The sequence below is a fragment of the Methylobacterium sp. E-016 genome (assembly GCF_022829745.1).
Lineage (GTDB): Bacteria > Pseudomonadota > Alphaproteobacteria > Rhizobiales > Beijerinckiaceae > Methylobacterium.
The window spans coordinates 1-13,059 of the sequence record NZ_JAKSYF010000048.1; the positions used below are offsets into that span (position 1 = coordinate 1).

The window sequence follows — 13,059 nt, forward strand, 5'->3', positions numbered from 1 at the left end:
CTCTGGCCCTGTGAGATCAGCACATCCGCCTGCCGCAACTTGGCGACGATCTCCTCGGGCTTCGGGTGCTTTGCCATCTCGTCCGTCCTCCAGGCTCAAAAGCCATACCAAAGGGCGGACCACTTCAATGGGGGCTGATCAGGTCGGCAAGGGGCCGGAAGTGGGCCCAGGGAACGGGTTCCATCCGTCAGATTTTCTCCACTAGAGATACTTGAGCCAGGCGATATCGCGACGTGCCGCCTTGAAGCGCGAGAACCAGGCCGTCGGCCAGTACAAGGGCACGACCAGCCCGACGTACCAGGCCAGCACCCAGCCATAATTTGCTACGCCGAACACGCTGCCCTGCGTCGGGCCCCAGATGGCAGCAGCACCGTGATACAGGAGCCGCAGGATCGTCAGGTGGAGCAAGTAGAAGAACATCGGCGCACCGCCGAACACCGCCAGGGCCGAGACGACCGAAGCGTCACGCATCCGTTCAAGGGCAACCAACAGCAGCGCCCCGATCCCGAGCGTCAGCAGCAGGAACAGCAGCGAGGGGGGATACTTCGTCAGCGAGACAAAGCTCATTGTGGTTCGAAGCGCGTCGCCCTCGACGACGAACCAGGGCTTGTCGCCGTAGCCGTTCGCCAGACGCAGGACCATGAAGGCGACGAGCATTGAGCAGCCGAGGGCCATAAACCGGTGCTCGCGAGCGCGCGTGGCGACTTCGGGTAGGAACCACGGGCCGGCCGCGTAGCCGAGCACGATGACGCCCATCCACGGGAGCACCGGGTAGGTCGTCTTTGCCACCAGCCCGAACGGCAGCGCGATGACGTCGCGCTGGTGCAGCATCGCCCAGACCGCAAAAAACGGTTGGTCAGGTTGGAGGTGGATCTGGTCTAGGAGGTTGTGGCCGCAGACGATCAGCAGTCCGACCGCGAGGAGGACAGGGCGTGGAAGGCCGACCAGCACCGCCAGGATGATCATGCAGACGCCGATGCACCAGATCACCTGCAGCCAGAGCGTCGGACTGGCGACGCCCCAGTACAGTTCCGAGAGGTAGAGGACCTCCAGCGCCATCAGCACGAGCCCACGCTTCAGCAGGTAGGCCCGTGTCTCCGCCAGTGTATGCCTGGTACCGAACAGGTACGCAGCCACGCCGGTCAACGCGATGAAGATGGGCGCGCACAGGCTGACGAGGAGGCGGGCCAGGGCCACGGCCGGCAGGGCAGTCCGTGCGTCGACCGGGTCGGCCACGGGTACGTGCAGGAACCAGGTCTCGCGCAGGTGATCAAGGAGCATCAGCACCATCACCAGCCCGCGCAGGGCATCGATGGAGGCGATGCGGCCGGACAGGAGCGATAGACTGACCGACGCCTTTGGCGGCTCCGGACGCTCGCTCATCAGAACCGTGCCGTCATGCTGACGGTGACCCGCCGCGGCTCGCCGACGCCGACCCAGAAGGTGTTGTAGGAGCGCTCGTAGTAGGTCTCGTCGAAAATGTTGTCGACGTTCAGCCCACAGCGCAGGTTCTCGTAGCGGTAGTAGGCCAGCGCGTCCGTCAAGACGTAGCCCGGCAAGCGGAAGCTCTCGACGCCGCTGTCGCCGAGCCGCGAGCCGATGGCGCGGAACCCGCCGCCGATCCCAAAACCCTTCCAGTCGCCCGCCTGGACCTCGTAGATGCCGAGCAGCGAGCCGCTGTGACGTGGAATGTTGAGCAGCGGTGATCCGACCCTTAGCACCTCGTCGCGGGTGACCGCCGCGTCGATGAAGGCGTATCCGCCAATCACCCGGAACTCGGGCGTGACCTGACCAACCAGGCTGACGTCGAAGCCCTGGCTGCGCACCGCCCCGGCGGCGATCTGGAAGAAGAAGTCTGCCGGGTCGGTGGTGAGTACGTTCTCCTTCTCGATGTGGAAGGCGGCGGCTGTCACGCTGAGGCCGTCGAACAGGTCGAGCTTGGTCCCGACCTCGTAGGTGAACCCGGTCTCGGGCGCGAAGGGCCGGGACGCGCTGTCGAAGCCGGTGTTGGGGCGGAACGAGGCGGCGACGTTGCCGTAGAGCGCCAGGAACGACAGCGGCTGGTAGACGAGACCGGCCCGCGGCGAGAAGCCGGTACGGTCCTGCTCGGTGCGTTCGTTCGCGACCTTGTCGCGGAAGGTCTGGTTGTAAAAGTCGGTGCGGTTGCCCAGCAACAGCTTCCATTCCGGGCTCAGGGCGATCTGGTCCTGGAGGTAGACCGCCGTGTTGCCGACGTTCTCGCTGGCGCTGTAGCGGCGCGTGAACGGAGGCTTGGCCTGCCCGTAGACCGGGTTGAACAGGTCGATGGCGAAGGGGTCGAGACGCGGGGTCGAGCGCAGCAGGTTCTCGGTGCTGTTGTAGCGCTCGTGCTCCAGGCCGAGCAGCAGGGTGTGGGCGATGGGCCCGGTCTCGAAGCGCCCGACGAGTTCGGCCTGGCCGATGGCGACGCCCCAGGTGAAGCCGTGCTGGCGGAACTCGCGCAAGAGCGTGCGCCCGTCGTCGAGGATCCCGGTCGCGCCGGTCTGCAGGCCGGTGAGGCTTCCGGTGTTGAGGTGCGTGGCGACCCGCAAATGCCAGTCGGTGTTGAAGGCGTGCTCCAGCCGCACCTGCAGCAGCGCGCTCTCGGACACGGAATCGTCGCCCGGCTCGCCGAAGAAGCGTGAGCGCGGGACGAGGCCGAGGCGGTTGGTCACCGCGACGGTGCCGCGGTCGAAGGTCTGGCGGTTGCGCAGGTACTGCGCCTCGAACGTGATCTTGGTGTCGGGGGTGACCTGCCAGCTCACCACCGGCGCCAGGAGCACCCGGTCGCCGTCGACGAAATCTCGAAAGCTGTCCTGGCGGGCGAGCGCGCCGTTGAAGCGATAGAGCACGCTGCCGTCCTCGCTCAGCGCACCGCCGGCATCGACCGTGGTGCGGGCGGTGCCGAAGCTGCCGAACAGCGTGCCCATCTCGACGAAGGGTCGCGCTACGGGCTGCTTGGTGAGGATGTTGACGGTGCCCCCCGGATCGCTGCGTCCGTAGAGGGCTCCGGCCGGGCCCTTCAGGACCTCGATGGACTGGACGTTCTGGGTGTCGGGGGCGCCGTTGTAGCCGCGGGCGATGTTGAAGCCGTTCTGGAAGATGTCCTGGGTTGCGAAGCCGCGCACCGAGTACAGGGCGAGGTTCTGGGCGCCGAAGTCGTTCTGTTTGCCGACCCCGGGCACGTAGTCGAGGGCGCGCTCGACCCGGGTCGCGGCGGTGTCGACCAGAACCTCCCGGGGCACCACGTCGACCTGCTGCGGCAGGTCGCGACGCGGCGTCACCGTCTTGGTGCCGCTGTAGAGGTCCGGCACCCGGTAGGTCGGCGTGGCGGTGAGGGTCCCCTCGACCGAGAGCGCGTCGAGCACCACGGCGGTCTCCTCAGAGCGCGCCCCCTGGGCTGCGACGGCGGTGGGGATCGCGCAGGACAAGGCCAGCACGGACATCAGCGGGATGGACGGTGAACGGGACACGTTGATGGGCCTCGGGCGACGGCAGTGGCACGTCACCGCGAACGAGGCCGAACCACGCGCAACGCGCATGCTTCCGCACCCGCCGGGGCACCCCGCCCAGCGTGTCTCGCGTGTGACCACGACTGACGGCAGGTCTCCTGGCTCGCGGGTCACTGCCCTTCACCGTCTTCCCGAGCGAGGCCGCTCAGTGACGTCGGTGGCGAAGGGCTCGCCGCTTACAGTTGCGGGGGCAGCCACGGCGTTGGGGCTACCCCCGCACCGCGTTCCCTTTTGATCCTCCGGGGAGGAACCGTCACGGCCGAGCTAACATGCCGACGCCCATGCCCGTCAACGGACCAGGTGCAATGCACGAAGGGTTATGCCCTGCCGGCAACACTCGGGAGGATGGATCGCGCACTCCGTCCGTCAGCTCAGCACCTCGACCTGCTCCGGCGGCAAGCTACGCCACCAAGCGTCCGGGGATTGGAAAACCTCGTAGGTGAACCGGAGGACCTCATCCGGCTGGCGATGCGACGGGTCCACGCGACTACGCTCCGCGTTGCGGGACTTCAGGACCTCCCACGGCACATCGAACACTTTCCACTCTACGGTAAGCCCGTGTCGGGCGATGATCCGGAGCTCACGCTCGAACACGGGTCTGGTGAGATGTGTGTCCGCCATCACAACGCTGAAGCCGTTTGTCAGGGCGGCATCCAGGGCTGCTTCCTTGACCCGATGCAGGAGTTCTCGGGCCGCATCGTCATGTGAGCCCTGCCTGAGTTCCCAGTAGACCTGCCGGTGTGGCGGCCAGAGTGTTTGCCGAAAGTCGTCGAGGGTGAGGTGGACCCAGCCGTCGAGAGGGTCGAAGCGGCGGGCGTAGGTCGTCTTCCCTGCGCCCGGGCAGCCGATCAGGCCGACCACCCTCTGGGGCGCCCCCGGACGATTCCTGCCGGGCACCGTCCGGGTCACGGTCAGGCCGTCGCCTCCGCATCCTCGTCGTCGCTCGCCGAGCCCTCGATGATCTCGCCGCGCAGGTAACGAGCCTGGGCCTCGGCGACCCGGCGTGCGCCCTGGGCGTGGCGGGTCGACACCGTGCCGCCGGGCGCCTCGGGCCCGCCGCGCTTGATCGCCACGAGTTCCGGATCACCCCAATGGTCGAGCATCGCCTGGAACGCTTCGTAGCGGTCGGTATCGAAGGCGATGCGGTCGCCCATCATGTCCTTGTAGGGATGGGCTGGGTGCAGGCCGGCGCAGGGGACCCAGCCCGCCGGGATTGGCGTCGTGGCGGCATGGTTCCGACCGCTGCGCAGGAGCTTGGGCAGCACATGCGTATGCGGACCTTCAGGACTGGTACCGCCGGGGCCAGGGATCGGGGCATAGACCTCGACGCGCCCGACCCGCGCCAGGAACACCCGGTGCGGGCTCATGGCGACGAGATGCGGCCCGATGGGGTTAGCATGGTCAAACAGGGGCATGCCGACGCCGGCCCGCAGCCGCTCGACGGCCTCCGGATCGCGCACCCGCACGCAGGCATCCACGGCGAGCAGGCCGAGGCCGAGGTCGAACAGGATGCCGTCGCGATCCTCGACCCGGGCGGCGTTCCGGTCGGGCCCGAGTTCCGTCACCACGGTCCTGCGGTTCATCGTGCATGTCGCTTCCGGCAGGCAGAGGGCGACCGCGTGGTTCCAGCCCGAGGCGACCGCGGTCTCAAAGGCGATTGGCCTCAGGTCGGAACTCGGGGTCAGGGCGATGGCGCCGCGAGCGGTCGCAAGTCCCAGGCGCTCGTCCGGCAGCGCCACGACGGGTTCGTCGGGATCGCGCATGAACTCAGCGATGGCACCGAAGCTGCCAAGGCTCCAGGCCGTGGTTGGATCGGCCAGTGCACCGCGCAGAAGGGCGACGGTGGCATCAGGGCTGTTTGGGGAAGGCTGCATCGATCTCCTCCGTATGGGGCCCCGAACGGTTCCAGGGCAGGATGTAGGGGGTGCCGTCCGGTCCAGCCCCACGGCAAACCGTGACGCCGAAGACGTCCGAAAGTAGCCGGTCGGTCAACGCAACGTCCGGGTGTCCATCGGCGGCGACACGTCCCTCGCCCAGGACCACGATCCGGTCGCAGAACCGGGCCGCGAGGGAGAGGTCGTGCAGGACGGCCACGACGCCGGTGCCGGCCAGGGCCACGCTCCGCAACAGCGTCATGGCGTCGAGCTGGTGGGCAGGGTCGAGGGCGGTGATCGGTTCGTCGGCCAACAACCAATCCGCTTCGACGGCGAGCGCTCGCGCCAGCAACACGCGCATCCGCTCGCCGGTGGACAGGGTCGGTTCGGTCCGCTCGGCGAAGCGCGCAACATCGGTCCGTGTCATCGCTCGGTTTATTGCGGCGTAATCGGTGCCATCGAGGCCACCGAACGCGCGTCGATGCGGCAGCCTGCCGAGGGCGACGAGGTCACGCACCTGCATCGGCCAACCGGCCCCCGTGCCCTGGAAAAGGACCGCGATGCGCTTGGCGCGCGCGTCGCGGGAGATGCCCTTGAGCGCCATACCGTCGAGATTTACGCGGCCCTTGGTCGGGGCGACCAAGCCCGCGAGGGTGCGCAGGAGGGTGGTCTTGCCAGCGCCGTTCGGACCGACCAGACCGACGAGGGTCCCGCGTTCCAGGGACAGGGTGATATCCGACAGGATGGCACGCCCGCCGAGGCGGACATCGAGGGCTGCGGTCGCGAGGCTCATGCGCCGCGCCCTCGCTCACGCAGGAGGAGCACGATCAGGAACGGTGCCCCAACGAGCGCAGTCACCACACCGAGCTTGAGTTCCGGGCGCGTCGCCAGGAGACGAACGCCCAAGTCCGCGGCAAGCACCAGAGCGGCCCCGGCGAGGCCGCTCGGCCATAGGCTGGCGCCGGGACGCGCGCCTACCAGTGGTCGCACGAGGTGGGGCACCACGAGGCCGACGAAGCCGATGGCGCCGCTGACGGCGACGCCACTGCCAATGGCCAGCGCCGCGCCCGTGACGAGGCGCAGACGGACTGAGACCAGATGGAAGCCGAGGCTCGAAGCTGTGTCCTCGCCCAGCGTCAGGGCATCCAGCGCGCGGCCGGTGGACAGCATCAGGCCCCAGCCGACCGCCATCAACGGGAGGCATAGCCAGACATGGTCCATGCTGCGGTCCGCGAGCGACCCCATCAGCCAGAACACGATCTCCAGGGCCGCGTAGGGGTTGGGCGATAGGTTGAGCGCCAGCGCCGTCATGGCGCCGGCGAGGCTCGACAGGGCGACGCCGGCGAGGATCAATCCCAGGGTGGTGCCGCCTCTGGCGGCGACAAGGTTCAGGGCGAGCGCCGCCACGGCGGCGCCGGCGATCCCGCCGAGCGGGAGGGCTAGGCTAAGCGAGGCTGCGAAGCCGCCATAGAACACCACCACGGCCCCGAGGGCCGCCGCGGAGGAGATGCCGAGGATGCCGGGATCGGCGAGCGGGTTGCGCAGGTAGCCCTGCATCGCCGCCCCGGTCAGCCCAAGGCTGAAGCCGACAAGGCTGCCGAGCAAGGCACGAGGTAGGCGCAGTTCCCAGAGCACCAGCGCCGGGAGGGTCGCCCGTCCGGCGATGAGGTCGCCAGCCGCCGCCGGGACGTCGAAAGGGGCATACCCGACCGCGATGGACGCGACCGTCAGGACGAGCACAAGCAGGCCGAGTATCGAGACGACCGCGCGGGGTCCGACGACCGCCCGGTCGACCCGCATGGGAGGCGGGAGGGGAGCGTTCATCGTGCCGCCCGTTGGTGTGCCGCCGCAGCGAGCAAGGCCACGACCTCGGCGACCTGCGGACCTGGACAGGTCCAGAGCCGGTTCGGAATTGAGACGGTACGCCCCTGCCGACGTAGCGCGTCGAGGACGGGATGGTGCAGCAGGGCATCGGCCAGCGACGGCGCGCCGGGCTCCCCCTCGTCGAGGACGATGAGGTCGGCGTCGGCGAAGGCCGCCGCTTCCAGCGGGACCTGGCCGAAGCGGTCGCGACCGAGTTCTGCCGCAACGTTGACGAGGCCGGCGGCGCGGATGATCGCATCGCCAAGGCTGCCGGGTGCGACAGTGAAGGCATTCGGGCGCATGACGAGTGCCCGCAACGGTTTTGCCGCCGGCACCACCTGCGCCAGCCGCGCGTCGAGGTCCGCGACCATCGCCTCGCCGCGCGCCGGGTGCCCGAGGGCCGCGGCGACGGTCCGGATCTGGGCCCGCACCCCCTCGAAGTCGTTGGGTACGCCGAGTTCGAGAAGGGGGAAGCCGACGCGCTTGAGCAGGCCGACCGTGGTCCGCGTCGTGAAGGCTCCGGCCACGACGAGGTCGGGCCGCAGCGCGACGATCTCCTCCGACAGGCCACGGGTCACCGCGATGCCGGTGGCCTCCCGCGCGACGGAGGAGCCGCGCGGGTCATGGGCGAGGTAGGTCACGGCGGTGACCTGGTCGCGGTCGGCGAGCCGCAGGACCAGCTCGTCGGCGCAGAGGTTCATCGAGACGACGTGGACCGGATGCACCGGCTCGTCTGCCGCCCACCCCATACCTGACAGACCAAGCCAGACCGCAATCGCTAGCGCAGCCAGCGTCCATCGCATCGACATCGCAATCCTCAGAACGTCGTCACGCGGACGCCGCCGTACACGGCGAGGCCTGGCCCGAGGAAGCCGGTGGGGTTCTCGTAGCGGCGGTCGAACAGGTTATCGATCCGGCCGAACACACTCACCGTCTCGTTCACGTCGTAGTTGACCGCGAGGTTGACCAGGGTGAAGCCCGGGTTCTTCAGCCTCTGGATCGAGAAGTCTCGGTTTCCGTCTACGAAGTGGCCAAGCACGATCACCGTCCCGCTGAAGCTCAGGCCGGGGATCGGCGTCCACTGAGCGGTGGCGCTGCCCTTGTGGCGGGGCCGGCGCAGGAGCTCTTGGTTGGTAATCTCATTCTTGGTCACGGTGTTGGTGTAGTCGACCCGGCCCGAGAGCGTGTCGGTGAACCGGATCGCAACGAAGGCCTCGGCCCCGTAGGATTCGGCTCGCCCGACGTTCTCGTTCGAGGTGAAGCTGGCGTTGGTGTTGATCAGGTTCTTGAAGTCGTTGGCGTAATAGGTCGCGCCGACGAGAACGCGCTCGCCGAGCGGCTGTTCGAAGCCGGCATCGTAGCCGAGGCTCTCTTCCGGCTTGAGGTTGGGGTTGGCGAAGAAGTTGAACGCCGGGAAGCTCTGGAACAGCTGGCTCAGGGTCGGCGCCTTGAAGCCGGTGCCGACGCTGCCTTTGATCCGCGTGTCGGTGAACGGCAGGATGTAGCTCGGGGCGACGCGGAACGTGGTGGCCGGTCCGAAGGCGTCGTTCTCGTCGTGGCGAACGTTGGCGACGAAAGAGGCACGGTCGAACGGCATCAGCTGTATCTCGCCGTAGCCGGCGGTATTGCCGTTCCTGGCCCGCAGGTTGCCGGAACCGAACGGGTTCGGATCAGTAGTCGACAGGCTCTCGTCGTCACGCTGCGCGCCGAACAGAACGAGGTTGCCGGGCGAGAGCTGGTAGTCGCCGCGGTACTCGTACCGCGTGCGCTCGCCGAGGCCGGCGGTCGGGAGCGGGTTGAACGGGTCGTACGCGTTCTGGACCTGGCGGTTGTAGAGGTTCGAGTAGTTGATCGCGAAGACGTTGTGGAAACCGGCGAACGGCGTCCACTCGGCCTCGTTGCGGGTGAAGACTTGCTGCACGTCCGCCTGGCTGCGCAGGCCGCCCAACGTCACCGGGAAGGTGCCATAGTCGTCGCCGCTGAAGAGCAGCTTCGAGTTGATGAACCGCGTGATCGAGTTGATTCGGAACGTGTCGGTGAACTGGTAGCCGAACTTCGCCGAGACGGTCTCGTTGTCGTAGTAGTTCGGGCGGGTCGTCGTTCCTGGGGCGACGAGGTTGGGCGGCGTCACAGGCGTTGCGGCAGCCCGGAGATGCTGGATCGACACCGAGTAGTCGAAGCCGTTTTCCGACCCGCTGATCCGGCCGCTCTGGTTGAACGTCCCGAACGAGCCGCCCTCGATCCGCGCGGTTGCCCTGGCCGGTCCTTCGCCACGCTTCGTCGTGAAGGAGATCGCGCCGCCGATGGCGTCGCTGCCGTAGAGGCCGCTCTGGGGACCCCTGAGCACCTCGATGCGGGAGAGGTCGTCGGTCAGGAGCTGCCCGAAGTCGAAGGAGCCATTCGGGTTCGACGGGTCGGTCGCGTCGATGCCGTCGATGAGCACCTTCACGTGGTTCGAGTTCGAGCCGCGGATGAATACCGAGGTCTGACCGCCCGGGCCGCCGGTCTGCACGACGTTGAGGCCCGGCACCTGCTGGAGGGCGTCCGGGACGGTGCGGCGCTGCTGGGCCTCCAGAGTGGCGGCGGTGAGCACGGTGACGCTCGATCCGACCTGGTCGACGGGCGTCGGCACGCCGGTGGCGGAGACGGAAAGCTCGGAGAGCGTGACGGCCGCCTCTGCCCCGCGCGGGACGTCGGCGAAGGGGGCGGCGGTCTGCTGCGCGAGGGCGGCACCGGGAAGGGAGGCGTAGGCGAGCGCGAGCGTGCGCAGGCACGCGGTTCGGGAGGGGAAGGACACGGGACAAGCCTCGGGCGACGTCTGTGGCACGTCACCGCGAACGAAGCCTGGGCGCTTGCCTGTCGTGAGGACAGCCGAACGCCTCGACACCCATCAGGACACCCCGCCCGATGCGTTTCGCGTGTGACCACGACTGACGGCAGGTCTCCTGGCTCGCGGGTCACCGCCCTCTCATCGTCTTCCCAGGCCCGAAGACCCAGTGACGTGTTGATGATGGGCTCGCCGCTTACAGTTGCGGGGGCAGCCGCGGCTTCGGGGAGGCCCTTTCGGACCTCATCCTGACCGCGTTCCCTTTTGATCCTCCGGGGAGGAACCGTCGGTGACAAGGAGCGCGATCAAAGCGTCCGCCGTCAATGGCACGCAAAGGCTTTCCGACGATGTGTGCCTGGAAGGTTACAGGTCAGCACTCACGAAGGTTTGCTTCGGTGCTATGCAGCGTCCGCTTTTCAAAAATTTGGGCTGAAAGCAGACCGTCGCATAATCACCCCGAGCGTCCGTTCCGCATCCGACCCAACCCGGACGCTCAACAACGCCGTCGCATTTTCCCAAACCTGCCGTTCGAACCCGTGGCAAACGATTGACCGAGGCTGGCACCCCGTACACCGTCTGGCACTCGACGAGTTGTGAGAACCACGAGCGCGTGCCGAATGAACATCGTTGATGCGCATATCGCGGCTTGGCGTCGTTCGCCCTTTGCCGAGTGGGTGACGGGAGAGGCGTGGGATGTCATCCCTGACTTGGCTGGCATGGTCGCGAGATTTCTGAAGACCCTCGACGCCGATTACGAGATCGAGGGCGATATCGCCGTCCATCGCTCCACCAAGGTCGAGCCCGGTGCCGTGATAAAAGGCCCCCTGATCGTTGGTCCAAACTGTCTTATTGCGATGGGAAGCTTGATTAGGGGTGGATGCTGGCTCGAAAGCGACTGCATCGTAGGACCCGGAGCCGAACTCAAGACGACCATCATGTTTCAAGGGGCGAAGCTCGCTCATTTCAACTTCGTCGGCGACAGCGTTCTTGGCCGGGATGTCAATCTTGAAGCGGGCTCGATCATTGCGAACTATCGGAACGAGTTGGCCGATCCCCGCCTTCGTATCAGCTATAACAGCAAGACGCTGGAGGCGGACACGCTGAAGTTCGGCGCGCTTGTCGGTGACGGATGCCGCATCGGCGCGAATGCGGTCGTTGCACCCGGCGCCATCCTTGCTCCCGGAACGGTGGTCTCCCGCCTCGGATTGATCGATCAGCGCCCAACTTCCTGATCGTCCTGAAAGCGGGCCGGGGGATATCCACCCCAAGCCGCCATTCGGCTACCGACCCAAGCCAGCCGCTCGGACTGCCGGCGGCGTTTCTCTAAAGCAGCCGTTCGACAGCATCGCAGCAACTTTGGGTTGGGTGGGAAACAGCTTGACTATTCATTGGCGGTCGGTTGGCTCGCGCCGTCCTCCCGTTGGTCGATAGCGGAGCAGTTCATGTCACTCAAAGAGCGGCTTCGCGGCCTCAAGTCCCTTGCCGGTCCCTTCCCGCCGTTCGATGCTGGCGCTACCCCGGATGACCCACGCGGTCTTTTCGAGACATGGCTCTACGATGCTATCAATCGGGGCATACCCGAAGCCCATGCCATGACGCTCTCGACTATCGATGAGCAGGGGTACCCTGATGCCCGCGTCTTAATTCTTAAGAACGTGGATGCCGATGGGTGGCACTTCGCCAGCACGAAGCTCAGTCCCAAGGGCCGCCAGATCGCCGCCCAGCCCCGCGCCGCCCTGACATTCTACTGGCAACCGCTGGGTAGGCAGGTCCGCCTGCGAGGTCCGGTTATCGAAATGGATCGAGAGATCTGTGAGGCAGACTTCTTGGCCCGCCCAATTGGTTCGCGCGCGGGCGCTTTGCTCGCCCGGCAGAGCGACGTCCTCGTGAGTGACGCAGCATTGGATGCGGGCTTGGCCGAGCAGCGTCGTCGGATCGAAGCCGACCCATCCACCGTATCACCGACCTGGGCGGTCTACGCCGTCAAGCCGGATGAGGTCGAGTTCTGGCAGGCGGACGAGGAACGCAGACACACGCGTTTGCGATACCGGCGAGAGAACCACGGAGGCTGGACGCGCGAGCGACTGTGGCCGTGATAGTCCTAGGGGCAGGGTAAGGCCAGGCGACAGTCCGTTGTGGGGCCTGAGCGCGCGGGAAAGCGACGACCGCTCTGATACCTTTTTCGCCCCGAAGCAACCTGGTGGAAAGCTACCCCGAGCCATTCCGCATCCGACCCGACGCAGTCGCTCAGACCGCTGCCGCCTCCTCAAGAAAAGTTGCGGGCGGCCAACGAGGCCTGAGCACTTTTCCGGGGTGCGGCTCGTGGTCGATTGTGCAAAATCGATCTCGCCGGTTTTACCGGTGGCGCCCATGCCAGTGTCTCTTTAGCCCCTCGATCCGCTGGCGTGGGCGTCTGCAACTCAAGGCGGCGATCATCCCTGGTCCCGCCCGCACTTGGTCGTTCTTCTCGTGTCAGGCTCACCAACCAGTATCGATGAGCCTGCTCCGGGACCACGGTCGTACCGGGTGTTCAGCCTCAAGCTAGATGGGAACGTGGGGGAGAGCCTCTCGATCCAGGCGAAAAGCGATGATGAAGCGAAGGCCATCGCTGCAACGCTGCCTAACGGCCATGGTATCGATCTCTGGGAGCGTGCCCGTTACCTGGCCAGCTACCCCCCTCAAAGCGCTGCATATCCCGAGCGCTAGGCGCCAATCCAACGCACGCTGCTACTTTCAAAGCCTGCCGAAAGTTATGAGATAGCCTTACGCGGTGTCCACTTCGATGCTTCAGCGATCAGAAGCAGACCAGCCGACATCCACCCACCGGTCGTGTCCCAGGCGGTGGTGTAGCTGAGGGGTGGTCATCGGCGGTTGCCGGGTAGGGTCGGGTTGCGACGACCAACCCCGAACCCGAGAGACCCCCGATGACCGACGAGATCATGGCCCTGCGCGGGCTGATGGAGAA

10 protein-coding genes and 2 riboswitches are annotated in these 13,059 nt (G+C 66.8%); of the genes, 2 read left to right on the plus strand and 8 right to left on the minus strand.

What is annotated here, in order from left to right:
• Nucleotides 1–201 precede the first annotated feature (201 nt).
• The 8 genes from MKK68_RS03670 to MKK68_RS03705 form a co-directional block, all read right to left on the minus strand.
• Nucleotides 202–1,383: a DUF1624 domain-containing protein gene (locus MKK68_RS03670; RefSeq protein WP_244028790.1), complete on the minus strand. Its 1,182-nt coding sequence runs from the start codon at nt 1,381–1,383 to the stop codon at nt 202–204.
• The gene (locus MKK68_RS03675) at nt 1,383–3,464 is read right to left on the minus strand and encodes a TonB-dependent siderophore receptor (RefSeq protein ID WP_279605194.1); all 2,082 of its coding nucleotides are present in this window, start codon (nt 3,462–3,464) and stop codon (nt 1,383–1,385) included. The genes MKK68_RS03670 and MKK68_RS03675 overlap by 1 nt, the downstream gene beginning before the upstream one ends.
• A 136-nt stretch (nt 3,465–3,600) precedes the next feature.
• Nucleotides 3,601–3,800, minus strand: a riboswitch (cobalamin riboswitch).
• Nucleotides 3,801–3,896: 96 nt separating this feature from the next.
• Nucleotides 3,897–4,391, minus strand: a complete 495-nt coding sequence (locus tag MKK68_RS03680; RefSeq protein WP_244028794.1) for an AAA family ATPase — start codon at nt 4,389–4,391, stop codon at nt 3,897–3,899.
• Nucleotides 4,392–4,441: 50 nt separating this feature from the next.
• On the minus strand, nt 4,442–5,404 hold the full coding sequence (locus tag MKK68_RS03685; RefSeq protein ID WP_244028796.1) for a DUF6925 family protein: 963 nt from the start codon (nt 5,402–5,404) through the stop codon (nt 4,442–4,444).
• The gene (locus MKK68_RS03690; RefSeq protein WP_244028798.1) at nt 5,379–6,197 is read right to left on the minus strand and encodes an ABC transporter ATP-binding protein; all 819 of its coding nucleotides are present in this window, start codon (nt 6,195–6,197) and stop codon (nt 5,379–5,381) included. Before MKK68_RS03690 ends, MKK68_RS03685 begins: the two co-directional genes overlap by 26 nt.
• Nucleotides 6,194–7,204: a FecCD family ABC transporter permease gene (locus tag MKK68_RS03695; RefSeq protein WP_409567156.1), complete on the minus strand. Its 1,011-nt coding sequence runs from the start codon at nt 7,202–7,204 to the stop codon at nt 6,194–6,196. The genes MKK68_RS03690 and MKK68_RS03695 overlap by 4 nt, the downstream gene beginning before the upstream one ends.
• Nucleotides 7,205–7,224: 20 nt before the next feature.
• Nucleotides 7,225–8,016, minus strand: coding sequence for an ABC transporter substrate-binding protein (locus tag MKK68_RS03700; protein WP_244028799.1), 792 nt, complete (start codon nt 8,014–8,016; stop codon nt 7,225–7,227).
• Between the two features lie 68 nt (nt 8,017–8,084).
• Nucleotides 8,085–10,064 carry a TonB-dependent receptor plug domain-containing protein gene (locus MKK68_RS03705; protein ID WP_244028801.1) on the minus strand — a complete coding sequence of 660 codons (1,980 nt, stop codon included), beginning with the start codon at nt 10,062–10,064 and terminating at the stop codon, nt 8,085–8,087.
• A 120-nt stretch (nt 10,065–10,184) separates the two neighbouring features.
• Nucleotides 10,185–10,397, minus strand: a riboswitch (cobalamin riboswitch).
• Nucleotides 10,398–10,711: 314 nt separating this feature from the next.
• Between MKK68_RS03705 and MKK68_RS03710 the strand changes: the two genes are divergently transcribed.
• Both MKK68_RS03710 and MKK68_RS03715 read left to right on the plus strand, forming a co-directional pair.
• Nucleotides 10,712–11,326 (plus strand): LpxA family transferase, encoded by a 615-nt coding sequence (locus MKK68_RS03710; protein ID WP_244028802.1) that lies wholly within the window; start codon nt 10,712–10,714, stop codon nt 11,324–11,326.
• A 210-nt stretch (nt 11,327–11,536) separates the two neighbouring features.
• Complete coding sequence (locus MKK68_RS03715; protein WP_244028803.1) at nt 11,537–12,190, plus strand: pyridoxal 5'-phosphate synthase; 654 nt, start codon at nt 11,537–11,539, stop codon at nt 12,188–12,190.
• The last annotated feature ends 869 nt before the right edge of the window (nt 12,191–13,059 follow it).

What these genes read in the sequence shown, in the direction of transcription:
- MKK68_RS03675 (WP_279605194.1), bottom strand. Translation starts at nt 3,464, where the DNA reads ATGTCCGTGCTGGCCTTGTCCTGCGCGATCCCCACCGCCGTCGCAGCC.
- MKK68_RS03670 (WP_244028790.1), bottom strand. Translation starts at nt 1,383, where the DNA reads ATGAGCGAGCGTCCGGAGCCGCCAAAGGCGTCGGTCAGTCTATCGCTC.
- MKK68_RS03710 (WP_244028802.1), top strand. Translation starts at nt 10,712, where the DNA reads ATGAACATCGTTGATGCGCATATCGCGGCTTGGCGTCGTTCGCCCTTT.
- MKK68_RS03715 (WP_244028803.1), top strand. Translation starts at nt 11,537, where the DNA reads ATGTCACTCAAAGAGCGGCTTCGCGGCCTCAAGTCCCTTGCCGGTCCC.
- MKK68_RS03690 (WP_244028798.1), bottom strand. Translation starts at nt 6,197, where the DNA reads ATGAGCCTCGCGACCGCAGCCCTCGATGTCCGCCTCGGCGGGCGTGCC.
- MKK68_RS03685 (WP_244028796.1), bottom strand. Translation starts at nt 5,404, where the DNA reads ATGCAGCCTTCCCCAAACAGCCCTGATGCCACCGTCGCCCTTCTGCGC.
- MKK68_RS03695 (WP_409567156.1), bottom strand. Translation starts at nt 7,204, where the DNA reads ATGCGGGTCGACCGGGCGGTCGTCGGACCCCGCGCGGTCGTCTCGATA.
- MKK68_RS03700 (WP_244028799.1), bottom strand. Translation starts at nt 8,016, where the DNA reads ATGGGGTGGGCGGCAGACGAGCCGGTGCATCCGGTCCACGTCGTCTCG.